27 protein-coding genes are annotated in these 25,332 nt (G+C 42.3%); 17 read left to right on the top strand and 10 right to left on the bottom strand.

The annotated features are described in order from the left end of the window. Positions 1–760: 760 nt before the first annotated feature. Entirely contained in the window at positions 761–1,186 is a 426-nt protein-coding gene (ybeY, locus tag IWX76_RS07065; RefSeq protein WP_196859209.1) for an rRNA maturation RNase YbeY, read from the bottom strand. Between the two features lie 72 nt (positions 1,187–1,258). Between ybeY and IWX76_RS07060 the strand changes: the two genes are divergently transcribed. Then, positions 1,259–2,038, top strand: coding sequence for a glycerophosphodiester phosphodiesterase (locus tag IWX76_RS07060; protein ID WP_196859208.1), 780 nt, complete (start codon positions 1,259–1,261; stop codon positions 2,036–2,038). A 72-nt stretch (positions 2,039–2,110) separates the two neighbouring features. Here the strand turns inward: IWX76_RS07060 and IWX76_RS07055 are convergent, their stop codons facing one another. The 3 genes from IWX76_RS07055 to IWX76_RS07045 form a co-directional block, all read right to left on the bottom strand. Beyond that, positions 2,111–2,302 (bottom strand): cold-shock protein, encoded by a 192-nt coding sequence (locus IWX76_RS07055; RefSeq protein ID WP_008241764.1) that lies wholly within the window; start codon positions 2,300–2,302, stop codon positions 2,111–2,113. Between the two features lie 97 nt (positions 2,303–2,399). Then, complete coding sequence (locus tag IWX76_RS07050) at positions 2,400–3,350, bottom strand: hypothetical protein (protein WP_196859207.1); 951 nt, start codon at positions 3,348–3,350, stop codon at positions 2,400–2,402. Positions 3,351–3,379: 29 nt separating this feature from the next. After that, entirely contained in the window at positions 3,380–4,633 is a 1,254-nt protein-coding gene (locus IWX76_RS07045) for an aspartyl protease family protein (RefSeq protein WP_196859206.1), read from the bottom strand. A 49-nt stretch (positions 4,634–4,682) separates the two neighbouring features. Between IWX76_RS07045 and IWX76_RS07040 the strand changes: the two genes are divergently transcribed. From IWX76_RS07040 to IWX76_RS07030, 3 genes are read left to right on the top strand one after another with little or no spacing between them, the layout of a single operon-like run. Further along, a complete protein-coding gene (locus tag IWX76_RS07040; RefSeq protein WP_196859205.1) occupies positions 4,683–6,008 on the top strand; it encodes a D-alanyl-D-alanine carboxypeptidase/D-alanyl-D-alanine-endopeptidase in 1,326 nt (441 codons plus the stop codon). Continuing rightward, entirely contained in the window at positions 5,995–7,056 is a 1,062-nt protein-coding gene (locus IWX76_RS07035) for an aminotransferase class I/II-fold pyridoxal phosphate-dependent enzyme (protein ID WP_196859204.1), read from the top strand. The genes IWX76_RS07040 and IWX76_RS07035 overlap by 14 nt, the downstream gene beginning before the upstream one ends. A 38-nt stretch (positions 7,057–7,094) precedes the next feature. Further along, positions 7,095–8,270: an MFS transporter gene (locus IWX76_RS07030; RefSeq protein ID WP_196859203.1), complete on the top strand. Its 1,176-nt coding sequence runs from the start codon at positions 7,095–7,097 to the stop codon at positions 8,268–8,270. Between the two features lie 10 nt (positions 8,271–8,280). On the opposite strand, the gene IWX76_RS07025 is transcribed toward IWX76_RS07030, so the two are convergent. From IWX76_RS07025 to IWX76_RS07010, 4 genes are read right to left on the bottom strand one after another with little or no spacing between them, the layout of a single operon-like run. Next, on the bottom strand, positions 8,281–8,940 hold the full coding sequence (locus IWX76_RS07025; RefSeq protein ID WP_196859202.1) for a M15 family metallopeptidase: 660 nt from the start codon (positions 8,938–8,940) through the stop codon (positions 8,281–8,283). 3 nt (positions 8,941–8,943) lie between these two features. Then, entirely contained in the window at positions 8,944–10,170 is a 1,227-nt protein-coding gene (locus IWX76_RS07020) for an alanine dehydrogenase (RefSeq protein WP_196859201.1), read from the bottom strand. A 54-nt stretch (positions 10,171–10,224) separates the two neighbouring features. Continuing rightward, the gene (gene tsaE, locus IWX76_RS07015) at positions 10,225–10,650 is read right to left on the bottom strand and encodes a tRNA (adenosine(37)-N6)-threonylcarbamoyltransferase complex ATPase subunit type 1 TsaE (RefSeq protein WP_196859200.1); all 426 of its coding nucleotides are present in this window, start codon (positions 10,648–10,650) and stop codon (positions 10,225–10,227) included. Positions 10,651–10,661: 11 nt separating this feature from the next. Beyond that, positions 10,662–12,215 (bottom strand): T9SS response regulator signal transducer PorX, encoded by a 1,554-nt coding sequence (locus IWX76_RS07010; RefSeq protein WP_196859199.1) that lies wholly within the window; start codon positions 12,213–12,215, stop codon positions 10,662–10,664. A 63-nt stretch (positions 12,216–12,278) separates the two neighbouring features. Between IWX76_RS07010 and IWX76_RS07005 the strand changes: the two genes are divergently transcribed. The 6 genes from IWX76_RS07005 to IWX76_RS06980 all read left to right on the top strand — a co-directional run bounded on the left by IWX76_RS07005 (position 12,279) and on the right by IWX76_RS06980 (position 18,405). After that, positions 12,279–13,502: an HD domain-containing protein gene (locus IWX76_RS07005; protein WP_196859198.1), complete on the top strand. Its 1,224-nt coding sequence runs from the start codon at positions 12,279–12,281 to the stop codon at positions 13,500–13,502. A gap of 124 nt (positions 13,503–13,626) precedes the next feature. Beyond that, entirely contained in the window at positions 13,627–14,685 is a 1,059-nt protein-coding gene (lpxD, locus tag IWX76_RS07000) for a UDP-3-O-(3-hydroxymyristoyl)glucosamine N-acyltransferase (RefSeq protein WP_196859197.1), read from the top strand. Between the two features lie 16 nt (positions 14,686–14,701). Beyond that, on the top strand, positions 14,702–16,114 hold the full coding sequence (locus tag IWX76_RS06995; protein WP_196859196.1) for a bifunctional UDP-3-O-[3-hydroxymyristoyl] N-acetylglucosamine deacetylase/3-hydroxyacyl-ACP dehydratase: 1,413 nt from the start codon (positions 14,702–14,704) through the stop codon (positions 16,112–16,114). Then, on the top strand, positions 16,111–16,896 hold the full coding sequence (gene lpxA / locus IWX76_RS06990) for an acyl-ACP--UDP-N-acetylglucosamine O-acyltransferase (RefSeq protein WP_196859195.1): 786 nt from the start codon (positions 16,111–16,113) through the stop codon (positions 16,894–16,896). The genes IWX76_RS06995 and lpxA overlap by 4 nt, the downstream gene beginning before the upstream one ends. A gap of 8 nt (positions 16,897–16,904) precedes the next feature. After that, on the top strand, positions 16,905–17,531 hold the full coding sequence (locus IWX76_RS06985; RefSeq protein ID WP_196859194.1) for an ABC transporter ATP-binding protein: 627 nt from the start codon (positions 16,905–16,907) through the stop codon (positions 17,529–17,531). A 310-nt stretch (positions 17,532–17,841) separates the two neighbouring features. Beyond that, positions 17,842–18,405, top strand: a complete 564-nt coding sequence (locus IWX76_RS06980) for a 5-formyltetrahydrofolate cyclo-ligase (RefSeq protein WP_196859193.1) — start codon at positions 17,842–17,844, stop codon at positions 18,403–18,405. A 79-nt stretch (positions 18,406–18,484) separates the two neighbouring features. On the opposite strand, the gene IWX76_RS06975 is transcribed toward IWX76_RS06980, so the two are convergent. Beyond that, positions 18,485–19,255, bottom strand: coding sequence for an exodeoxyribonuclease III (locus IWX76_RS06975; protein WP_196859192.1), 771 nt, complete (start codon positions 19,253–19,255; stop codon positions 18,485–18,487). After that, entirely contained in the window at positions 19,252–19,950 is a 699-nt protein-coding gene (locus IWX76_RS06970; protein WP_196859191.1) for a peptidylprolyl isomerase, read from the bottom strand. The genes IWX76_RS06975 and IWX76_RS06970 overlap by 4 nt, the downstream gene beginning before the upstream one ends. A gap of 99 nt (positions 19,951–20,049) precedes the next feature. On the opposite strand from IWX76_RS06970, the gene IWX76_RS06965 reads away from it, so the two are divergent. The 7 genes from IWX76_RS06965 to IWX76_RS06935 all read left to right on the top strand — a co-directional run bounded on the left by IWX76_RS06965 (position 20,050) and on the right by IWX76_RS06935 (position 25,300). Next, on the top strand, positions 20,050–20,454 hold the full coding sequence (locus IWX76_RS06965; RefSeq protein ID WP_196859190.1) for an HYC_CC_PP family protein: 405 nt from the start codon (positions 20,050–20,052) through the stop codon (positions 20,452–20,454). 81 nt (positions 20,455–20,535) lie between these two features. Continuing rightward, positions 20,536–21,066: a heavy-metal-associated domain-containing protein gene (locus IWX76_RS06960; RefSeq protein WP_196859189.1), complete on the top strand. Its 531-nt coding sequence runs from the start codon at positions 20,536–20,538 to the stop codon at positions 21,064–21,066. A gap of 6 nt (positions 21,067–21,072) precedes the next feature. Beyond that, positions 21,073–21,879: a hypothetical protein gene (locus tag IWX76_RS06955; protein WP_196859188.1), complete on the top strand. Its 807-nt coding sequence runs from the start codon at positions 21,073–21,075 to the stop codon at positions 21,877–21,879. A 72-nt stretch (positions 21,880–21,951) separates the two neighbouring features. Beyond that, positions 21,952–22,782, top strand: coding sequence for a 4,5-DOPA dioxygenase extradiol (gene ygiD, locus IWX76_RS06950; protein ID WP_334641420.1), 831 nt, complete (start codon positions 21,952–21,954; stop codon positions 22,780–22,782). A gap of 26 nt (positions 22,783–22,808) precedes the next feature. Further along, complete coding sequence (locus IWX76_RS06945; protein WP_196859187.1) at positions 22,809–23,975, top strand: hypothetical protein; 1,167 nt, start codon at positions 22,809–22,811, stop codon at positions 23,973–23,975. A gap of 122 nt (positions 23,976–24,097) precedes the next feature. Continuing rightward, complete coding sequence (locus tag IWX76_RS06940; protein WP_196859186.1) at positions 24,098–24,643, top strand: peroxiredoxin; 546 nt, start codon at positions 24,098–24,100, stop codon at positions 24,641–24,643. A gap of 72 nt (positions 24,644–24,715) precedes the next feature. Further along, positions 24,716–25,300, top strand: coding sequence for a carboxymuconolactone decarboxylase family protein (locus IWX76_RS06935; RefSeq protein ID WP_196859185.1), 585 nt, complete (start codon positions 24,716–24,718; stop codon positions 25,298–25,300). Positions 25,301–25,332: the final 32 nt, after the last annotated feature.

Here is a 25,332-nt window from a genome sequence, read left to right as displayed (position 1 = left end):
TTTTAACGGTTTGTCAGTTAAGAAATTATTACAAAAGTAAGCAATAATTTTTTTGTATCCCGATGCCGGTGCAGCGCAATAAAGACTGTTTACCAGCATATCGCAAATAATTACGAAAACATGTTGCAAAATGGAAGTTTGGGGCAAAAAAAAGACGGCCTAAGCCGCCTCTTCCTTCAATTAAACTAAAACTACGGTTATTTACGGTTGATGGCAAATTCTATAAATTCAAGCACGGCTTGGTCGTCTTTAACAGGGGTATCAATGCCGGCAGCGATGATATTTTAATCGTGGTTTTCATGATTCCTATTTTCTTGAGTTATAATGGGGATGTTTTCTTTCTTACATCTTTGTTTTTAAGACGCCAATTGGGCCATTACGTTTCAAAAGAAAAGGCAGTATTAGACAAGGGCAGGGGACCACACGACCAAATGGTGTTTTGAATCGACCAACGGGTAAGGTCTTTAATGTAACCGTATGTTAGGAATAAAAACAACTGATGTAAACCATATACAGGAATTAGAATTTTGAATGTATAGGTCATTTGGGAATAGTGCCGAAACGATTCCAGGGGCCAATAATTTAATGAATAGAACTGAACAGCAATTCGTAGTTAGAAGGGCTTTAGAAGGGGGTTAGAAGGGCCTTTCAAGGGCCTTTTAACGGCTACAGCCCTGCTAACCCCCTTTTAACGGCGACATAACACCCATAAGAGGCCGCCATCGCTGGCAGCCTGTATTAGAATCCACGATGTTTGCAGTTATCGACGAGAAAGGTAATCGTCTTCTTTCTGTGTCATCAGCGCCTTTTCGGCTTTAGATTTATCTTTATAACCCAGCAGGTGCAGGGTTCCATGCACCATTACGCGGCACAATTCATCATAAGTGGTGCTTTTAAAATTCTTCGCATTTTCCTGGATACGTTCCAGGCTGATGAAAATATCTCCTACAATGGTTTTATCTTCTTCCGAATTGTCGAAGGTGATCACATCGGTATAGGTATCATGTTTCAGGTATTGCTGGTTAATGCCCAGCAGGTACTCATCTGAGCATAAAATGAAGTTTAATTCTTCCAGTTCATACCCTTCCGCAGTCATAGTTTGCAGTAACCAGGTTCTGATTTTAGTTTTATGTTTTAAGGTATAAACCAGGTCTTCCGTAAAAAATTGTATAGCAATTTTGCTCATGGGGGTGTATTTGAAGCCGCAAATTTAGTAATTAAATTAAAAGCAGTAATTTAACGGCTTAAAACTATACAAATGAAATCTACCCTGCTCCTGTGTTGTTCTGTGCTGTTGCTTACCTTAAATGTGGAAGCACAACAGCTAAAAATTAACAAAAATCCAGTCATCGCGCATCGTGGCGCCTGGAAAACACAAAAACTTCCTGAAAACTCTATTGCAGCATTGAAAGAAGCGGTACGACTTAAATGTTATGGATCAGAATTCGATGTTCACCAAAGCGCTGATGGCGTGCTTGTGGTTAACCATGATCATGATTATCAGGGGATGGTGATTGCCAATACCACTTATGCGGAATTAAAAAAACATCCTTTGCCTAATGGAGAGGAAATTCCAACGCTGGAAAACTACCTGAAAGTAGGTATGAAACAGCGGAACACCAAATTGATCCTGGAAATTAAACCAGTAAAAGATCCGCAGAAAATGAAAGAAGTAACTGATGCGTCCGTAGCCATGGTACAGCGGTTAAAAGCCCAGGCCTGGGTAGAGTACATCAGTTTTAGTTATGCTTGTCTGCAACGTATATTGGAGTTAGATCCAAAAGCTATTGTGGCTTACCTGAATGGTGATGCTTCGGCAGAAAAAGTGAAACAGGATGGTTTTGCAGGTGTCGACTACCATTATAAGGTTTACAAAAATGGAGATTGGTTTAACGAGACTAAAAAATTAGGCTTAACGCTTAATGCTTGGACGGTTAATGATCCGGTAGAAATGCAGTGGCTGATTGATCAAAAGGCTGAATATATTACCACGAATGAACCAGAGCTGCTTTTTGAGGTATTGAAGAAGCAGAAATAATTAACTATAAAGGCATAAAAAAAGCTTCCTGATTTGTATCAGGAAGCTTTTTCGACTTATGGTAATAATAATCTAGATTACTTTCACATTAATCGCATTCAACCCTTTTTTGCCGCTTTCTACGTCATACTCAACTTTATCGTTTTCACGAATTTCGTCGATAAGGCCTGTTGAATGTACAAAAATTTCGCTATCGCCGTTTGCAGGGATAATGAATCCGAAACCTTTTGTTACATTAAAAAATTTTACTGTTCCTTCTTGCATTGTAATATGTATTAATAATTAAGTGTGCAAGATAGTAATTATTTCGAGAATTACTACAACTGCCATTTTTTTTGATAATATGGTGATGTTCAGCCCTTTATTCTGCAGCCTTAATTCCCTTTACGCTAACCGTAATCAGGCTTGCATGGGGTATACCCAGGGTAGTACCCGGCTTAATAATTAATAAATTTTGTAAGTACACGTCAATAATTCCCTCCAGCACCTTTTTACGCACCTCCCGATATTCAGGTATCGCCCCGGAAAAAGTACCCAGGCTAAGCTTTCCTTTTTCGTTCACAAATACCGTAAACGAATAGCCGAAATCCTTATAAGCTTTCTTGATCACCACCCGATAGCTAGGGTAGAGGTAGTCGTAAGCTTCGGTTTTACCGTTTAGCACATCAACAGAACTTATTTTTTCTACCTTAATGAGCTTGCTATTTGGAATGAGCTGTGCCGGTTGTCGCCCTGCAAATACCTTATTCTCATCTGTAGGGAAGCGGTTTGCGGTTTCCGAAAGACTTTTAATAAAGGCCGTATCTCTGGCGCTGGGCTTTTGTAATTCTGCAGCCGTTGTTTTTAAGGTGTTCTTGATGTAATCTTCGGCATAAAAGGTCAGGTTCACGTCAGAGCGCACATCTTTGGCAATCTCTTTATTGCTTACGTATAAGCGTTGCATGCTGATGCTGTCTTTATTAAAGTTTTTAATACGGAACCATTCCTTGGCAAAATTGTAGACATCACCATGGTCGTAATGCAGGTAAAAATGCTGCATTCTGTTTCTCTGCGGACTATAAGCAGCAATGGTATCATTCGATTTGAATTGGATGATCCAGCTTGGTTCCTGCTGGAAACCCATGGAATCAAAAGACAGGCCGTTAGAGAATCGCCGTTTTACTTCATGGTAAGTAATGCCTTTAATGGTACTAAAGTCCATGCGTTCAGTAGGAACTGGTTTGGCCTTTTTAACCGATGTTTCTTTTTCCCGGCAGCTATAAATTAAGGTAATAACACTGAGGAGGCTATATAGATAAATGGATCTTGGCATGTATTGGGCTTTGCCACAAATATAAAGTACTAAATCCGTCTTTTTAAAACCAGAATTTTGAAAATCAACTTATTCTCCCGCGCCAGTTGAAGGATCAGCCTTTTGCCATCACCTGATTTCAGCATCTGGTCGATATCATCGAGGTTATAATCGTCTACAGACTTAAAGTTGAGCGACAACAGCTGGTCATCAGTTAAAATGCCCGCAGTTTCTGCCGGTGATCCGGGTTCAATGCGGCCAATAAAAAAGAGGTCGGGGTTACCCTGTTTCACGTATACCTCCATACCCGACATGTCGTGCTCGAAAGCCGTTTTCATAAAACTATTGGGTTGTAGGTATAAGGCATTGTCGGCATAATCGATGGTGAGGTCGAAATGTTTGAGCAGGTTGCTGCCCAGGTTTCCGTTGCGCACGGGTACACCAGTTTTAGCACCTGCCTGACTAAACTCCGGAAAGGAAGTTAGCACATCATGGAACGTTTTAGACCCAATTTTAACCGTTTTTAAGCGGCCAATCCAGCCACTAATTAGACCGGCAAAACCTATACCCAGGTTAGCCTTGAGGTGTTTTTCGGGAAGCGGATAAGGTTTACCCTGATAGGATTCCATGGATAAGGCGTGACTTGCGCCAATATCCATGATCATTTTAACCTCGGTTTCTTCCTTTTCATCGCTGCTGATCCTTAGCTGCACGTAAGGTTTATTGTTGATCATTTCGAGTGGAATCTTCTCTCCCTTCTTTTTCACAGGAACATCCGGCAGGCTATAGGTCAGTTTTTTCGATGGATAGCGGATGCGCACAGTGAAACTATTGAAAAAGTAAAAACCTATCAGACCGTAAATGCGCTGCCCCACATAATCCGATAAGTTAAAAAGGTCTTTTTTTAAGATGGCCGTAGGCACATTGCTCATGGAGGCATGGCCGAAACGCACATAAATCTGGTCGGATAGGTAGGCTTCAATATCATTCCCTACACCAAGTCCGGCAAGTTTAGTGCTGCGCAGCCCCTGAAGGTTCAGGCTGTCCATGATGCTCACATCAGTAATGATCAGCGGATTAACACCAGTGTCGAGGATAAAATTAAAAGGCCCTTTACCGTTGATATACAGCGGAACGATGATGAGGTTTTTAACGAGGGCAAAATTCATGGTTTCCTTTTTTCGGTCGCCATCAAAAAGAAAATACTGTCCATATGCTGATGGGCTGGTCCATATTTCCAAAAAGGCAAATACGAGCAGGAGCCTGAGGGTAAAGATTTTTATGAACAGTAAAAGGGATATCATAAACTAATTTAATAAATTAGACAGATATTCCCTAAGTAATAATTGACGCATGTATAGAGCTCGCCGCCCTTTTTTTGTTCTTCTCGCTGGAATGATCGCCAGCTTATTTTTTCAGTCCTGTAGTGTGAAGCAAAAGGTTCACAAACAGCTGGACAAATCATTTGCCGCCTCTGAAATTGTTAATACCTATCACATGGGTTTTGCCCTGTACGACCTGGAGAAAGAACAGATGCTTTATAGTCGTAACGAGGATAAATATTTTGTGCCCGCATCCAATACCAAACTTTACACCTTTTATGGCGGCTTAAAGATGCTGCCAGATTCCATCCCTTCGTTAAGGTATGTGGAAAGAGGAGATTCGTTGATTTTCTGGGGTACCGGTGACCCATCTTTTTTGCTGAAACAGTTAAATGGCAACAAAAGTTACGAATTTTTGAAAGCCAGTAAGCGCAAATTGTTTTTTGCTCATGGACGGTATAATGGACATTTTTACGGTAACGGCTGGTCATGGGATGATTATAACGACTATTACCAGGCGGAAATCAATGAGCTGCCGCTGATGGGAAATTTGCTGAATTTAAGTGCTAAAGATGGACAGCTGCACATGGTGCCGCGATTGTTTGACGCTTGTTTTGAGGCTGATTCTACGGTAACCACCGGCGATTTCAGGGTCACGCGGGAATTTGACCATAATGTATTCCGCCATCCTCATGTGCCTGTTAAGGATAATTACCGGCAGCAGGTGCCCTATAAAATTAATACGGCAACTACACTAGCCATGTTGAGCGATACGCTGCAAAAACACGTGGAACTGATTAGCATGAAAATGCCGGCTGATGCTAAAACCGTTTATAATGTGAAAACAGATTCCGTATTAAAGGAAATGATGCTGCCCAGTGATAACTTTATTGCAGAACAGCTGCTGCTGGTGTATTCCAATCAGCTATCGCAGGAGCTAAACACTAAAACAGCCATAAAACATATAACGGATACTTACTTAAGTGAATTGCCCGACAAACCAGTATGGGTGGATGGGTCTGGATTATCGCGTGGCAACTTGTTTACACCCCGCGACATGATCAAGTTATTACAAATGATCTATAAGGAGGTGAACAACCAGGAACGCTTATTTTCTATGTTGCCTGCAGGCGGGCAATCAGGCACCCTGCGCAATGCTTACCCCAGAACCGATAAACCTTTTGTGTATGGCAAAACCGGTACGCTGTCTAATACGCATAATCAAAGTGGTTATGTGCTGACCAAGAAAGGCAAAATCTACATTTATGCTTTCCTAAACAACAATTTTGTGCAAACAACCGCTACGGTTCGTAAAGAAATGGAAAAGATCGTTACACAGATCCATGAACAGTTTTAAGTTTAACCGCCTACCGGGAGGCTTAGGACCGGTTATCGATAGAAAAGATCATTCTTTTCTATATTTCGGAGGCACCGCATACCTGGGCATGCCACAAAATGTGCTGTTCAGGGACTACTATATTGAAGGACTAAAGTTATACGGGGTAAACAATGGTACCAGCAGGAACAACAATGTACAGCTGGGCATATACGATGAGGCTGAGCAGGTTGCAGCAAGCCGTTTTGGCGCCGCAGCTTCCTTAATTACCTCCAGTGGTTATTTGGCCGCACAGCTGGCGGTACGCCATTTTGCCGACTGGGGTCATGTGATTTATGCGCCGGCTACCCATCCGGCATTATGGCTCCATGGCAACCCGCAGGTGAGCGGCTCTTTTGGATATTGGAGCCGGCATGTGGTGGAAGTAATTAACCAAAGCCAAACCGACCGTTTTGTGCTGATCAGCAATTCGATGAATAACTTATTCCCTGAGGTATATGATTTTAATTTTTTATCGGCTATTAAGCCGGGTAAGGAGGTGTTGTTATTAGTTGATGATTCCCATGGATTGGGTGTGTTGAACGAGGGCAGGGGAAGTTTTTGTGCCTTACCGCAGCTACCGCATGTGAAGGTGTTGGTGATGGCTTCTATGGCCAAAGCACTTGGCGTTGATGCCGGCATTATTCTGGGCGATTTACCACTAGTGGCGATGCTAAAACAAAGCAATGTTTTTCTGGGCGCTTCACCACCTGCCGCAGCCGGGTTGTATGCCTTTATAAAGTCAGAAATGCTTTACACCATGGAGTTACAACGATTAAAGGAATTATGCTGTTATTTTTCTGACGGTTTGGGGGCACAGAAAACTGCTTTTGCAGCCATAAAGGGCTTTCCGGTATATTTAAGTGAAGACCAAAACCTGGGGCAGATGTTAAAAGCCCAATCGGTACTGATCTCTTCTTTTGCTTACCCTGATCAGCATGGCGAAACGCTCAACCGCATTGTGTTAAGCAGCTGGCACCGGGAGCAGCACCTGGATTTACTGTTAAATCGAATCCGAGCTGGCGAATAAAGCCTTATCTTTGCTGCCATTTAATGATTGAATGACGCATGCAAAAGAACGACGAATCTATATATACCCTCCAATTTGGTTTAGTCTGTTTAAGTTCCTTCTTGTTTTCGGCAAGTTTCAACATGCTGATTCCAGAACTTCCTGCTTATTTAACCGCCATGGGTGGTGCAGAATATAAAGGGTTGATTATTGCCCTTTTTACGTTAACAGCGGGCATATCCCGACCATTTAGTGGCATGCTTACTGATAAAATTGGTCGCATACCGGTCATGGCTGTAGGTTCTGTGGTTTGCTTTTTATGCGGATTTATGTATCCGATTCTGACTACCGTTGCAGGTTTTTTGTTTTTAAGGTTGCTACATGGTTTCTCTACAGGCTTCAAGCCTACGGCTACAGCCGCATATATTGCCGATCTGGTGCCCCATCACCGCATGGGAGAGGCTATGGGTGCGCATGGCGTTTTCTTTACCACAGGCCTGGCTATCGGTCCGGCGATAGGAAGTACCATTACCGCTTATTTTTCTATCGACGTGCTATTTTACTGCTCCTCTTTTTTTGCCTTAATGTCGATCGTTATCCTGGCCAACATGAAGGAAACCCTGGCCAATAAGCAAAAATTTAAGTTCGGCCTGCTAAAAATAAAGGCTAAAGATATTATCGAATGGCAGGTTATTCCAGCCTGTGTCATCATTTTTATGAGTTACATCAGCTATGGTGCTATACTAACGGTAGTGGCCGATTGGAGTAATCATTTAGGCACGAGTAATAAGGGGCTATTTTTTGTGGTGTTTACCTTAACCTCACTGCTCATCCGTTTTGTAGCGGGTAAAGTTTCTGATCAATATGGCCGCTTGCTCATCATGAAAATATCTTTAGGGTTACTTGCAATTGCCATGTTCTGGATTGGCTTTTCTAACAGCTCCTTATCCCTGTTGTGTGCATCAGCTTTATATGGGGTCGCTACAGGCATGTTATCTCCTACGGCTACGGCCTGGACCATTGATTTAAGTCACCCGGAACACCGTGGAAAAGCCATGGCCACCATGTACATTGCTTTGGAAGCGGGAATTGGTATTGGCGCATTACTGGCAGGATGGTTTTTCATCAGCGATTTCAGCATGATTCCGATTATATTTTACTGCTGTGCGGCAGTTACCATAATGGCATTGGTATACCTGCAGTTTATTTATAAAAAGGCCATCGTAAAAGAATAGTTAGCGCTACTTACAGGCTTTTGAAAGGGATGTCGAGCAGTTCGTAGTGTTGCCAGCCAATGAAATCGTAATGCCACCATTCATTCGATAACACCCTAAAGCCATGTGCCTGCATGGTTTTAATGAGGAAGTCGCGGTTACGGATTACCTGTTTGCTTAGGTTCTTATAATCTGCTGCTGCGGCAGGCGAGAAGCTATCGTAAGGCGTGGGCATCTGGACCTCTTTCTTGCTTTTATAATCGATTAGGGTGAGATCTACCGCACAGCCACGGTTATGTTTAGAACCTTTTGCCGGATTGGCGACAAAATTCTTATTGGATGCTTTTTCGTAAAAGGCAACCGTAATGGCGTAGGGGCGGTAGGCATCGTAGATTTTTAAGCCATAGCCTTGTTTACGTAGTGCTGCTTGAATCTTTTTCAGCTGGGCCACCACCGGTTTCCGGGCAAAGGCGCGCGCCTCCGGATACATCACTTCTTTCATGAAATTATTGGTGGTCGCATAGCGGATGTCGAGCGTAATGTCGGGAATAGCTTTTTTAATGTCAATCAGTTCCTTATCCGGATGTGCTTTAACACTGTTTTTATAGCTTTTTAAGGAGCTGGTGACAGCGAGTTGTGCATACACAGGTATGCTGATCAAAAAAGCGAAACAGAGGGCGTAAAACTTCATGAATTATTGATTAGACACCACCAGCAGTTCCAGGTCTTTAAAAGGCAGGTTAAACATATTGGCCAGGTCTTTACTGGTCAGGTGCCCCTGGTAAATGTATAAAGCCTCGCGTATGCCGGGGCGGTTCCAGACTACATTCATCAGTCCCCCTAAATCGCCGATATCCATTAAAATAGGCGCTAGAATGTTGGTGAGCGCATAGGAAGCCGTTCGTGGTACCCGCGAAGCGATGTTAGGTACACAATAGTGGATCACATCGTATTTACGGAAAACAGGATTGGTGTGGTTGGTGACTTCTGAAGTTTCAAAGCATCCGCCCTGGTCGATGCTCACATCGATCACGACAGAATCAGGTTTCATGCGGCTGACGGTTTCTTCCATGACCAGGCAAGGACTACGGCCATGGTTAGCACGGATAGCACCAATCACTACATCGCAGGTGGTAATGGCTTTGGCTAAAACAATGGGTTGCATGACAGAGGTGAATACGCGGCTGCCCAGGTTGTTTTGCAGGCGTCTGAGCCGGTAGATGGAGCTGTCGAATACTTTGACCTCTGCACCGAGCGACAGGGCTGTACGGGCGGCATATTCGCCTACAGTACCAGCACCTAGAATGACAATTTCAGTTGGAGGTACGCCTGTAAAACCGCCGAGCATAAGTCCTTTACCTCCGGTTACACTGCTCAGGTATTCGGCCGCAATAAAAATGCTGGTTGCGCCAACAATTTCACTCATGGCGCGCACCACACTGAGCACCTTTCCTTCATCGCGCAGGTGCTCAAAACAAAGGGCATTAATCTTTTTATTCATCAGTGCCTTCACGTAACCCTCTTTGAGAGTTCCCATCTGCAGTGCCGATAATAAGGTTTGTCCTTTATGCATCAAGGCCACTTCCTCCAGGGTAGGTGGCGCAATTTTAACAATGATATCGGCTTCAAATACTTCTTTTTTGTTGTAGGTAATGATGGCGCCCTGTTCGCTATAATCGCGGTCGGAGAAATTAGCGCCTACGCCAGCCCCAGATTCAATTAACACCTTATGGCCATTGTTAACCAGCAGGGCAACTGATAGAGGGGTGAGTGCGATCCTGTTTTCCTGGAAAGAGATTTCCTTTGGGATGCCTATAAACAGACTGTTGTTTTTCTGTTGAATTGCTGATAAGGTCTCCTGGGGTTGTTGTAAACCTTTTTGAGCAATTGCGGCCATTCCTTCTCTAAATCCTGTAGACATTTCAATGTTTTTTTTTCGCTTAAATTTAATAATAATATCGTTAACCTGAATAACCTATGATTTAATTTTAACGAAGGACATCTCTCTGCTTTGTTCGTCTATCAAGTCAATTTTCACTTTAATATAGCTTTCAGGCAGTAAAGGTTCTATTTTTTCTGGCCATTCAATCAGGCATACCTGCCCCGAATAAAAGTATTCTTCATAGCCAATGTCATAGGCCTCCTGAAGGTCTTTAATGCGGTAAAAATCGAAATGGTAAACGGCTTCCTTAGCGGCGGTAATATATTCGTTAACGATAGAAAAAGTAGGGCTCGACACCAGGTCGGCAATGCCCAGGGCCAGGCAGATTTCCTTAATAAAGGTGGTTTTGCCTGCGCCCATGCTGCCTTCAAATATGAAAATCTTCTCTTCGCCGGCAAAGGCTAATAATTGATGAGCGGCCTCCTTAAGGTCATGGAGGCCGTTAATGTGTAGGTTCATGGAATTTAAAACTAACGTGAACTATAGGTCGCAATTGGGATGATCATCTCTTCGAGCGAGATCCCGCCATGCTGGAAAGTTTCATTATAGTAGTTTACAAACTGGTTATAGTTGTTCTGGTATACAAAATAACGGTCTTCTTTTGCAAAGATATAGTTTGAACTGATGTTGATTTTTGGCAACTGCGCTTCATGAGGGTTTTTAATTAAAAACACTTCTTTAGCATTAAAATTAAGGTTACGCCCTTGTTTGTAACGCAGGTTGGTATTGGTACTTCGATCACCAATCACTTTACTGGGGCGTTTTACACGGATGGTACCATGATCTGTAGTAATGATCAGTTTCACCTGTTTCTGGCTCAATTTTTTAAGCAGCTCCAATAAAGGCGAGTGCTCAAACCAGGAAAGGGTAAGGGAGCGGTAAGCGGCGTCGTCATTAGCCAGCTCTCGGATCATTTGCATGTCGGTACGGGCATGCGAGAGCATGTCAACGAAATTGTAAACAATGGCATTAAACTCATTTTGCATGAGGTTATTAAATTGTTCGTTCAGCGCCTTCCCGTCATCATAGGTAAGGATTTTGTTATAGCTGAACTTACATTCTTTACGCATAACCCTCTTAATTTGTTCGCTAAGGAAGGTTGCTTCATGCATGTTTTTACCACCATCTTCATCGTCGTTTTGCCATAGGTTAGGATGCTTGCGCTCCATTTCCAATGGCATTAAACCAGAAAAAATGGAATTACGGGCATATTGTGTGGCCGTAGGCAAAATGCTGGAATAGGTATCTTCTTCTTCCAGACGGAAATACTCGGTGATCAGGGGGTTAATGATTTTCCACTGGTCGTAACGCAGGTTATCAATTAATATAAAGAATACCGGTGTAGTGGAGTTTATGAAGGGGAAAACTTTCCTTTTTAACAGGTCATTGGATAATAAAGGTGCTTTTTCTTTACCATTTACCCAGCCCAGGTAGTTGTCTTCAATGAATTTAGAGAACTGCATGTTCGCCTCCGATTTTTGCATGGTTAAAATTTCATGCATTTGTGGATCATCGAGTTTTTCCAGTTCCAGTTCCCAAAAAACGAGTTTCTTGTAAACATCAACCCACTCCTCATAGCTTAGCTTATCGTTTAGGGTCATGCCAAGGCGCCTGAAATCCTGCTGGTAGGCCATGGAAGTCTTGGCGCTGATCAGTCGCTTGTTATCTATAATTTTTTTAATGGTCAGTAACACCTGTTTAGGGTTTACCGGTTTGATGAGGTAATCATCTATTTTTGAACCGATGGCATCTTCCATCAGGTTTTCTTCTTCACTTTTGGTAATCAGCACCACGGGAACATCACTATTGATATTTTTGATAGCAGCTAGCGTTTCCAGACCGCTAAGTCCGGGCATGTTCTCATCTAAAAAAACTAAATCGAAATGCTCCTTACTGAAAGCTTCCAGGGCATCGTTTCCATTGGTAAAAGTAGTTACGTGGTAGCCTTTTTCATTCAGTAATAATATATGTGGTTTTAATAAGTTGATCTCATCGTCGGCCCATAGAATTTTGGTTTCCTGCATTATGTTTTCTGATTTATGGATAAAATTAGCAATTTTTGTACCGTATAATTTATTTAAGGCAGATTGAATAAAAAGAAAATAATAAATGACCCCGTATATGGTTTTATAAATATACCATCAGCACTGGTATTTGACCTGATTTCACATCCTTACTTTCAAAGGCTGCGCTACATCAAACAGTTGGGTATGACGCATTTGGTATATCCTGGCGCTTTGCACACGCGTTTCCACCATGCTTTGGGTGCCATGCACCTGATGAGCCTGGCCATAGAGGTGTTGAGAGGAAAAGGCCATGAAGTGACAAAAGAGGAAGAAGAAGCCGCCACCATTGCCATATTACTCCACGATGTGGGGCATGGTCCCTTTTCTCATGCCCTGGAACATAGCCTGGTCAAAGGCATTCACCATGAAGACCTATCCATTTTGCTGATGGAGAAACTGAATGAGGAGTTTGGGGGTAAACTAACCAATGCCATTACTGTATTTAGGGGCGACGGTCAGAAGCCGTTTCTGCACCAGTTGATTTCCAGTCAGCTTGACCTGGATCGTATGGACTACCTGAACCGCGATAGTTTTTTTACCGGAGTGAGTGAAGGGGTCATTAGTTTCGACCGCATTATTAAGATGTTTAATGTGGTGGAAGGTCATTTGGTGATCGAAGAGAAGGGGGTATACTCCATCGAAAATTTCCTGATTTCAAGGAGGCTGATGTATTGGCAGGTGTATTTACATAAAACAGTGATTGCAGGCGAGCAGTTATTGGTGAAAATCCTGGCCAGGGCACGCGAACTGTCGTTGCATGGCGAGCCTTTATTTGCCACCCCAGCCTTACAGCATTTTCTGGTAAACGATATTTCTCCCCTTGAGTTTTTTAGTCAAGACATCCATTTGCAACAATTCGTTAAATTGGACGATCAGGACATTTTTGCGGCCATTAAGGTGTGGCAGGAACACCCTGACCGTATTTTATCAAAACTATGCCAGATGCTAACGACCCGGTCGTTATTAAAAACGGAGATTAGTTTTGAACCCGCCACAGCAGAAAGAGTGGACTTTTTGAAAGAGAATGTGGCTGCGGTATATGGAATAAGTCTAGCAGAAGCAGCATATTTTGTTTTCACCGATATGATCACTAATCGTGCTTATAATGCAGATAGTGGTAATATTAATATCCTATTAAAAAATAACACGCTGATTGACATTGTAAAAGCGTCAGATTTATCTAATTTAGAGTCACTCGACAAAACGGTTAGAAAATATATACTTTGTTATCCCCGAATTATTTAAGGTATTTTAACAAAACAATTCATTTTAATTCCGTTTTTTTGCAGATATATTCCTTGTTTTTGTAGCGATGGCGTAGCAAAATGGGTTTATTTGTTCATATCAATTTAACATTTACCTTTGTAAGATGCAATTTACTGCCAAGCAGATCAGCGAACTTTTAAGCGGGACCGTAGTGGGTGATGAAAATGTTCAGGTGGCGGAGCTTTCTAAAATAGAGGACGGTAAACCGGGATCACTTTGCTTTCTGTCAAATCCCAAGTACGAAAATTATTTATATACAACTGCTGCGTCTGTAGTGATTGTGGGGGCCGATTTTGTGCCATCACAGTCGGTAAATTGTGCCTTAATTAAAGTAAAAGATCCATACAGTGCTTTTTCTGTCTTGTTAGATAAATATAAGGAAGTGACGAGCCAAACCGCCAATCGCTCGGGTATTGAACAGCCCAGTTTTATCCATCCATCGGCAAAAATTGGTAAAAATGTTTACATCGGGGCTTTTGCATATATCTCTGAATTTGTAGAAATAGGTGATAATACTAAGGTTTATCCCCATGTATTTATTGGCGACCATTCGAAGGTTGGTGAGGATTGTATATTGCTCCCTGGAGTCAAAATATACAACCGTTCGGTATTAGGGAAACGAATTATCATCCATTCCAATACTGTTATAGGCAGTGATGGTTTTGGTTTTGCCCCACAGGCTGACGGAACGTATACTAAAATTGCACAAATTGGTAATGTCATTATCGAAGATGATGTAGAGGTCGGTTCTAATACCTCGATCGATCGTGCCACCATGGGTTCCACTTTTATCCGTAAAGGTGTAAAATTGGATAACCTGATACAGATTGCACATAATGTTGATGTAGGTGCGCATACCGTTGTGGCTGCACAAACCGGAATTTCTGGCAGCACCAAACTGGGTGGAAATTCTGTTATTGGTGGCCAGGTAGGCATTGCCGGTCATTTGACCTTAGCAAAAGGAACGCAAATAGGCGCACAGGCTGGATTAAACTTCAACATTACGGAAGAAAATAAACAATGGCACGGGAGTCCGGCACAGCCTTTAAGAAACTGGATGCGTGCATCGGTGATCTTCAAACAGCTGCCTACCCTGGAGCAAAGGATTGTGCAATTGGAAGCGAAGCTTAAAGAACTATCGTTATTAAATAATAATAAGTAGCATACAATCAGAAACAATGAATGTTAAACAAAAAACCATTAAAGGTGAGGTTTCAGTAAGTGGAGTCGGTTTACATACCGGTGTTAATGTTACCTTAACTTTTTGTCCTGCTCCGGAAAATCACGGCTTTAAATTTCAAAGAATAGATCTTCCTGGGCAGCCTGTTGTAGATGCAGATTGTGATAATGTAACGGATACAGCCCGTGGCACAACGATTTCGCAAAATGGTGCAAGTGTGAGTACAGTGGAACATGTAATGGCCTCGCTGGTAGGGATGGACCTGGACAACGTGCTGATGAAGCTAGATGGCCCGGAAACGCCTATTTTAGATGGTAGCGCCATTCTGTTTCTGGAAGCATTAGAAAGCGCAGGAATTGTTCATCAAGAAGCAGACCGGGAGTATTTTCAAATACCGCATAACATTACTTATACGGAAGCAGACCGCAAAGTAGAGATTGTTGCTATGCCATTGGATGACTACAGGTTTACCTGTATGATTGATTACAATTCTCCGGTATTGGGAAGTCAGCATGCTGGCATGTCCAGTATTGCAGAGTTTAAAAAAGAAATCGCATCCTGCCGTACGTTTTGTTTTCTTCATGAGCTGGAATACCAGTTAAAAAACAACCTGATTAAGGGGGGTGATTTAAACAACGCCATTGTAATTGTAGATAAAGAAGTAACCAAGGAGGAGTTAAACCACCTGGCAACGATATTTAACCGTACGGAGATTGAAGTGGCTCCGCAGGGAATTTTAAATAACATGAAGCTGCGCTTTCAAAATGAGCCGGCACGACATAAACTTTTAGATATGATTGGCGACCTTGCTTTGGTAGGGGTGCACTTAAAAGGTCATATCATGGCTGCCCGTCCGGGGCATGCGGCCAATGTGGCCTTTGCTAAAAAGATCAAAGCAGCCATTAAAAAAGAGAAAAATAAAAAAGTACAACACGTATATGATCCGTCAGCAAAACCGCTGTATGATGTAGTGCAGATTATGGATATCCTGCCACACAGACAACCGTTTTTGTTTATCGACAAGATCCTGGAATTAACCAAAACCTATGTGGTTGGTGTTAAAAATGTGACCATGAATGAGGAGTTCTTCAAAGGGCATTTTCCTGGGGCTCCGGTAATGCCGGGTGTGATACAAATTGAAGCCATGGCACAAACAGGCGGTATATTAGTGTTAAGTACCGTTCCTGACCCAAGAAATTACCTCACTTACTTCTTGAAAATTGATAATGTTCGCTTCCGTGCACAGGTTTTACCTGGCGACACCATTGTTTTCAGGTGTGACCTGGTGGAACCTATCAGACGAGGAATTGCACAAATGAAAGGTGTGGGTATGGTTGGTACGAAAATAGTAGTAGAGGCTGAAATGATGGCCCAAATTTCCAAAGTTAAAGAAAGCGAACGCACCTTATGATCCAACCCTTAGCATATATTCACCCTCAGGCACAAATTGCAGATAATGTTGTTATTGAGCCTTTTGCGGTGATCCATAAAGACGTTGTCATCGGCGAAGGAACCTGGATTGGTTCTAATGTTGTCATCATGGATGGCGCCCGGATTGGCAAAAACTGCCGTATTTTTCCTGGATCGGTGATCTCAGGTATTCCACAAGACCTAAAATTTGCCGGTGAGGTAACCACAGCTGAAATTGGTGACAATACCACCATCAGAGAGTGCGTTACGATTAATCGGGGTACGAAAGATAAATGGAAGACTGTTATTGGCAGCAACTGCCTGATACAGGCCTATTCTCATGTGGCACATGATTGTGAAGTAGGTAACTATTGCATATTTTCAAACAGTACCACCTTAGCTGGTCACATCACCATTGGTGATTATGTAGTTTTGGCTGGCCTGGTTGCTATACATCAGTTTGTTAAAGTGGGCGCGCATGCTTTTGTAACCGGAGGTTCACTGGTGAGAAAAGATGTACCACCATATGTTAAAGCGGCAAGAGAGCCTTTATCTTATGTTGGGATTAACTCTGTAGGCTTAAGAAGAAGAGGATTCTCTCCTGAAAAAATTAATGAAATTCAGGAGATATACCGCGTACTGTTTGTTAAACACAATAACGTAACCAAGGCTTTAGATATCATTGAAGCAGAATTTAAGCCGACAGAGATTAGGGATGAGATTGTTGATTTTATCAGGAATTCTAACCGTGGTGTGATGAGGGGCTTCGGTTCTGGTAACTAATTAACAGCATGACCATCGACTTAAAAGATGCAGGCCGCCGGTTTAACCAGGAATGGATCTTCAGGAACTTTAGCTACCAGTTTAAAATGGGAGAGAAGTATGCCATTCTGGGGCCTAACGGTTCTGGTAAGTCGACTTTGTTAAGTGTGGTATTAGGCAATTTAAGTCCTTCAGAAGGAACTATTAATTACCAAAAAGATGGTAAAGAGGTGTTGGTAGAAGAAATTTACCAGCACATTAGTTTTGCTGCACCGTACCTTGACCTGATTGAAGAGTTTACCCTGCAGGAAACCATAGAATTCCATTTCCAGTTTAAGGCCTTCCAGCAAGGAATGGATGGAGAACAGGTGTTACAACGGTTAGGACTGGCGAAAGCGCAGGATAAGCCGCTTAAGTACTTTAGTTCGGGAATGAAACAGCGGACTAAGCTTGCTTTAGCCTGTTGCGCGGATACCCCTATATTGTTACTTGATGAGCCTACATCAAATCTGGATATGCAGGGTTTAGATTGGTACCACCAGCTGATTGGTGATTATGCTAAAAACAGGATGGTTGTGGTGTGTTCTAACCAGGAAGTAGAGTATAGTTTTTGCGACCATTTTATACAGGTTACAGATTACAAAACAATGCCCTAAAGGCGCGCATTTCTAATGCGAATGTCACATATATTAGACAACATTCGTCTATTAAAAATAAATTGAGATTGCTATTGTGTAATTGATAACTAGTCTTTACCTTTGCGGCACGAAATAGGGTCGAAAGCATGGCCATTATTTCAAAAATATTCAGGTTAAAAAATATAAAGAGTTTTCATAGTTTAGTTTTAGGTTTAGGTTGATTGTGGCTTCGGAGTGGTTCCCGAAGCCATCTTTTTTTATATTTGTTTCCAAATGGAGCCGTCATAAGCTAAAGTAGCGCATGACTTAAGTATAAAAATAATTACGGATGACAAAGGCAACAATCAGAAAAACTGCAACCGCGCGCAGAAGCGCTTTAGCTCCCGAAGCATTACAAGACCTTAGTGAGCAGATCCTGGCGCACTTTACGCAGCTTGACTTTACCGGCATCCAGGTGATCCACCTGTTTCTTCCCATTGAAAAGAAAATGGAGCCGAATATGTACCTGTTTATTCATTGGCTGCAGGCTCATTACCCTTCCATTAAAATTCTCGTTCCCCGTTCTGATTTTGAAACCGCATTAATGACTCACCATGAATATACTGGTGCAGACAACCTGGTTAAAAATATATATGATATTCTTGAGCCCCCCTCGGCTGACCCCCATACCGGAAATATAGACATGGTACTGATTCCTTTATTGGCTTTTGATTGGCAGGGCCACCGTGTAGGCTATGGGAAAGGTTTCTATGACCGTTTTTTGCAAGGTATTAACGCTAAAAAGATAGGGATTTCCTTATTTCCGCCTGAAGAAGAGATTACCGATGCTGACGAGCATGATGTACGTCTTGATCTTTGCCTTACTCCGGAAGGGATTTTTGTGTTTAATTAAATAGATTGCAAATTTAACGATCACCATTAAGGATGCTGTTCGGGTTCACACCATGGTATTTTTCCGAACAGCATTAAATTTATGGGGTAAGTTCCAGTAATACCGGACAATGGTCAGAATGTACAACATCGGGTAAAATGGTTACATTTTCCAGCTTGTCGAGCATAGGCAGGGTAGCCAGGTGGTAATCAATACGCCAGCCCAGGTTCTTTGCCCGTGAGTTTGCGCGGAAACTCCACCAGGTGTAATGATGAGGATCTTTGTTAAAATGCCTGAAGGTATCTACAAAACCATTGTTTAAAAATAACTCCATCCATGCACGTTCCTCGGGTAAAAACCCAGAAGAATTGGCATTGCTTTTCGGGTTATGGATATCCATGGCCGTATGACAAATGTTATAATCGCCTGAAATGATCAGGTTTGGGAAATCCTTGCGGAGGGTTTCTGTATAGCCGTCGAAAAACTTCATAAATTCATACTTTTTAGACTGTCTTTCATCGCCACTGGATCCGGATGGCATGTACAGGCTCATGAGGGAGAAGTTGTCAAAATCGGCCCTTAAAACGCGTCCTTCTTTATCAATCCATTCTTCTCCGCAACCATATTCCACATGGTTTGGTTTAATTTTACTGAAAATAGCCACGCCGCTGTATCCTTTCTTTTCTGCCGGGAACCAGTAGTGCGTATAGCCCAGCTGTTCGATGACGGTAATGATATCAGGAATCTGTTCAGGTAAAGCTTTTACTTCTTGTAAACAGACCATATCGGGGTTAACGGCGTTTAACCATTCTAAAAAGCCCTTGGTTACCGCAGCGCGGATACCGTTTATGTTATAGGAAATGATTTTCATGCGCTCTTTCTTTTGTTCAATATTTTCTCTAATTTTTTTGCTTCTCGTTTTTTGAGCACCTTTACGGTCATGCTCACATTGGTCAGCGGGCGGTTATTCGGGTCAGTAACCACTGCCGCTATGGCATCAATAAGCTCTAGTCCTTGTACAATTTCACCATAAGCAGTATAATTACGGTCTAAATGAGGTGTACCACCCAGGGTTTTATAAACCTTACGTTGTGCTGCGGGGATCTTAAATTTTAAACGTTTGGTTTCTACAGCATCAAGTTGTTCATCGGTAAACACTTTTCCCTGCACCAGGTAAAACTGGCATCCGCTTGATGCCTTATCAGGGTTGTCTTCACGAGCCGCAGCAAGCACTCCCTTTTTATGAAAAAGACTATCATTGAACTCTGCAGGAACTGTATAACCCACGTCACCCTCGCCAAGTAATTTGCCTGCTTCCGCATTTTTGGAATCCGGATCACCCCCCTGAATCATGAAATCCTTAATCACACGGTGAAACAAAGTGCCATCATAAACACCCTTTTTAGCTAGTTTAATAAAGTTATCGCGGTGTAAGGGGGTTTCATTATACAGTTTAATCACGCATTCACCAAAACTGGTGCTTACTCGCACATATTGGTGCGTTGGTTTTTTAGCAGATACGTTTAGTAAAAATAATGACAGACAGATAGTTAAGAGGTATTTCATGGTTTGACTAAGGTTAAACAACATTAACGTGCAAATTTAAAAATGTAGAGGTATAAGCTTGATGTTTATTAAAATTTATTTCTTAATTTTGGGTCGACGATGAAAATGCGGAAAAAAATAGCTTTTGGATTGTGTGTCTTTTACCTGGTTAGCGTAATAGGCATTGCCATGAGTTTGCATTTTTGTGGTGATAACCTTTCTTCCGTAAAGTTTACCGAACAGGCCGCATGTGGTTCTTGTAAGGTAATGGACGGCAAGGAGATGGCTAAAAAAGACAATTGCTGTAAAAACGAAACGGTACAAGCTAAGGTAACTGATCAACATCAGTCCAGTGAAAAGCTAGATTTGCCTAAAAACTACAGCATTACCCTGTTCTTAACACCCATTATCGCTAATTTCATTCAGTCTCTTTTACCAGGCTTTTTTAATCAGGTAGAAAGTAAAGCTTCTCCGCTCAGTTCTAGGATATCGCTGCATATCATGAATTGCATCTTTCGGAATTAAATCAGGAATGTTTTCTTAAAATTTACGGATAAGGCTTTAGGCCACAGTTATCCTATGTTTAACATTCCCATTTAATTTATTATGAAAACGATTCTGAATCTATTTTTATTCCTGCTGCTTGCAGGCACCACTTCGGCACAACAAATTACGGCTATTGATTTACAAGTAACGGGCTTAACCTGCTCCATGTGCTCTAAATCCACAGAGAAATCATTAAGAACCCTTGACTTCATTGCCGACGTAAAACCCGACCTTAATAAAAACCTCTTTGTTTTATCTTTCAAAAAAGGACAGACCGTAAACCTGGACCTGATTAAAAAGAAAGTAGAAGATGCAGGTTTCTCGGTAGGTACTCTGGTGGCTACCTTTGATTTTAACCAGTTAAAAGTGGATGATAAAGGAGTGGCCAGCACTGGAAATGTTGCTTACCGCTTTTTAAACACAAAAAGCAAAGTGTTAGATGGACAGGTGAAAGCGACCGTGTTGGACAAAAATTTCGTTTCACAGTCGGCCTTTAAAAAGAATGCGGCTAAGTTCAATATTCCCACCTATGCCAGTGGTAAAGGGGTGGTGAACGGCAAAAATACACGCATTTATCACCTGAGTATATAGCCTGATATGAAGTATATCATGATGATGGTATTGATGGCAGGAGCCATCAATACCCTTCAGGCACAGGAACTATTTGTGTTTACAGAACCTGCCAGTAACATGGCTGCCAAATCTATTGGCGTTAGAATTACCCATGAGGGAATGGTTAATCCTGAATTTAAAAGCCGGAGCATCGCTGAAGTGATGTTTGGGTTCAACAAAAACTTCATGCTCCATGCGCAAGGTTTTAGCTCTGATATGGATGGCAGCTACCGCTTAGAAGGTGGAAGTTTATACGGAAAATATCGCTTTTACTCTGCCGACGACCTTCAAAGTCACTTCCGCATGGCCGCATTTGGCAGGATTAGTACCAGTAAACGCCCCACTTATACGGAAGACATTAACCTGGAAGGCGACAACAGTGGTTACAATGCCGGTATTGTTGCTACTCAGTTACTGCATAAACTGGCGCTTTCTGCATCGGTCACTTACCATAAAGCCATTCAAAAGGACTCCCGGCAGGTTGCAGAAGCTCCGAATCCTGATCAGCTAATCGGTTACAGCCTGTCGTCAGGTTACCTGTTACTGCCAGTGGTTTACAAAGACTACAACCAGCCTAATTTTAACGTTTACCTGGAGGCACTGGGGGCAACCAACCCGGCAAATGGCAGGTCGTATGTAGATCTAGCGCCCGCGGTACAAGTCATCATCAACAGCCGTACCCGGATTGACTTGGGCTATCGTTTCCAGCTGGCAGGTGCTATTGATAACCGTTACAATAAAAACATGTACCTGGCTCGTGTAGAGTTCAATTTCTTTAACGCCATGAAGTAGCTGGCCTTTCTTATCTTACATCAATGGTGCAGAGGCAGATAAGCCGTATTTTTGTGTGTACTAAATTAATCGATGATGTCAGATTTATCCACCATAAAAAACTTATCCGCCACACTTCAGGAACAGGAAACCCTAATGCCAGTATTCTTTATTGGGCATGGGTCGCCTATGAATGGTATTGAAGACAATGTTTTTAGTCGGGAGTGGGCTGCGGTGGCTAATGACATTCCGCAGCCAAAGGCTGTTATTGTGGTCTCTGCTCATTGGTTTACCCGGGGCACATTTGTTACGGCGATGGACTTTCCGCAAACCATTCATGATTTCGGGGGTTTCCCACAAGACCTGTTTGATGTGCAGTACCCTGCACCGGGCGATCCGCAGCTGGCTGCAGAAACAGTGGCGCTGGTAAAAGGTACGCCGGTAGGACTGGATCACGACTGGGGTTTGGATCATGGTGCCTGGACAGTAGTGCGGCACATGTATCCACTGGCTAACATTCCGGTGTTACAGCTGAGCATGGATTACACCAAGTCGCCAGCTGACCATTATGCGCTTGCCAAAGAATTATACAGCCTGCGTAAAAAAGGGGTGTTGATCATGGGAAGTGGTAACATGGTGCACAACCTGCGCATGATGGACTGGAGCATGATTAACGGTGGCGGTTTCGATTGGGCACTTGACATCAATGAGCGCTTTAAAACTTCTATACTTAGCAGTGAACACGACGATTTAATTCATTTTGATCGTTTAGGGCAGGCTGCTAAGCTAGCTATTCCTACACCTGAGCATTACCTTCCGCTATTATATACACTGGCTTTGAAAAACGACCAGGATCAGGTTACGTTATTTAACGATAAGGCCGTTGCAGGTTCATTAACCATGACCTCTGTAAGGATCGGATAGTTATATTTGTGTTGTAAATCAACACTATGAATAAATCCGTCTTTTGTCTGATCGTCATTTTATGCTTAACCTATGGGGTACAGGCGCAAACCCATAAAACAGATGTACTGGTATTAGGAAATGGAAACGCTGCCTGGGCTGCAGGTATGCAATCGGCCATATCGGGTGTAAAAACAACCATACTTTTCTCACCCGCTGGCTTTGACATTGAACTCCGGACGCAAAACCTGGAATCTGGTTTAGCCGCACAATACCGAAAACGCCAACAGGCCGACAGCCTCCTGAATCAGCGGGCCCTGTTAAAAAAATGGGCCGACAGTACCGCGAATCTTCAAATTCTATCAGATCGTAGTTATACTAAAGTCAGTCGCTCAGGCAGCAATTGGGTGGTCCGTTTAAATAACGGCCAAACCCTAAAAGCAAAAGTGCTCATTCATGCAGCGCTAGAAGCGCTTCCAAACGTGAGTCCGGCAAAAAAAATCACCTGGTTGCCCTTAACCTTCGATAACACGCTTTACCGCACCAGTGTGGCCAGTGGCGATTACCTTAGCTCAATAAAGGGTAATGCCACCGTATTGCCCCTCTCGCAGCTGCTGGTAGACGATCAAGAGAATTATGTAGAACTAAAAGACTTAAGCAATAGCATGGCTGCCGGACAGGCGGGAGGCGCCCTGGCTGCTTATGCCGTATTTTTTAAAACTAAAACCAGCAAAGCGAATTTAAAAGCCATACAGGGCGAATTGCTTAACTTTAAACAAGCTTTAATGCCACTGGCAGACGTAGCCCCGGCTGATGCCGATTGGAGGGCCTTACAGGTAATTGCCCTTATGGGAACTATGCCTGTGCAGGTGTCACAGGGTAAAGCCCTTTTCCAACCAGAACAACCTGTGGCACTCGCAGAAATCAAGGAACCATTGCAGACACTTTATTATAAGACACCCATCTGGTATGCCGATCATGCTCATGCCCCTGCAAACCTGAAGAACAGTATTTCACTAATTTGCTATTTAGGCAACAGATCGGTTACCCAGATAACCAAAGAAGTTAATAAGAAATGGGAAAAACCCTATCAGTTTAATTCGCCTTTTGCGGAAGAAACCTTGCTTAATCGCCGTGAAATAGCGGTTTTATTGCATGAATACCTGCAGCCTTTTGAGGTGAATATTGACCTAACCGGCCGTATTATAAAGTAAAAGTCAATGTATAGTTTTTGTCTATATGCCTATCGAGTATTAGTATGTACATTAAGTACCGTTTCGTTGTAATTAAGCAGATATAGCTGTACATTTGCCCATAGAAAAAAACTAAAAAAATTATGATAAACATAGGTCAACAATTCCCATCATTTTCAAAGACAGCAGTAGTAGGTTTAGAGAAAGGCAAAGAGTTTGAAACATTAACTTCTGACTCTTTAGTTAACGAGAATAACGAATGGACTTGTATGTTCTGGTGGCCAAAAGATTTTACTTTTGTATGCCCGACAGAAATCGCTGAATTCAACAACCACTATGGTGAGTTCCGTGATCGTGATACACAATTAATTGGTGCTTCAACTGATTCTGAATTTGTTCACTTAGCCTGGAGAAATAACCATGATGATTTACGTGGTTTAAAATTCCCAATGTTAGCAGATACTTCTAAATCTCTTGCTGAAGCTTTAGATATTTTAGAGCCAAATGAAAAAATTGCTTACCGTGCAACTTTCATTATCGATCCTCAAGGTATTGTACGTTGGGTGAGTGTTAATGATTTAAGTGTTGGCCGTAACGTAACTGAAGTGATCAGAATTCTTGACGCTTTACAAACTGACGAACTTTGTCCTTGTAACTGGGAAAAAGGTCAGGAAACATTAGGCGCTTAATTCCTTTATTATAAACGATCCCTGGAAATGCAGATTTGCAGGGATTTTTTTTACCCAAAATTTTAGCATACCATGAGTGCAGTAACAGAAACTATACAAGAATTATTAGCCATCGTAGGTCAGGAAGCAGACTATAGAAACGCAAGTTTAACGCTTTTAGAAAACGGAAATTCAAGATACGTACGTGATTTAAAACTTAACTTCACCAGTACCCTTACTTCCGCTCACTTAAGTGAAAAAGAATGTGCATTGCTAGCGTTAAGCATCGCGGTGAATAACAACAACACCATCTTAACTAACTTTTTTGAAAAACAAGCTTTAGCTAAAGAAGCTAGTGCAGAAGACGTTGCTGAAGCAGCAGGCTGTGCCTCTTTATTAGCATTAAACAATGTTTTTTACCGTTTCCGTCACTTTACCGGGAAAGAGAAATATACGCAGATTCCTGCACGTGTACGCATGCAGTTAATGAGTAGTCCGGTTACAGGAAAAGAGTTTTTCGAATTGATGAGCATTGCAGTATCTGCTGTAAATGGTTGTGAAATGTGCGTTAATGCACATGAAAATTCTATCCTTGCCTTAGGGGCATCAGAAGAAAGAATTTTCGATGCGGTTAGAATTGCATCTATCGTTACTTCGGCAGGTAAAGTAATTTACTAATCGACCATACATAAAAAAAGCCTGCTCACCTC

The sequence above is a fragment of the Pedobacter sp. CAN_A7 genome, from assembly GCF_015752175.1.
Lineage (GTDB): Bacteria > Bacteroidota > Bacteroidia > Sphingobacteriales > Sphingobacteriaceae > Pedobacter.
This window is presented reverse-complemented; position numbering and strand designations above follow the sequence as displayed.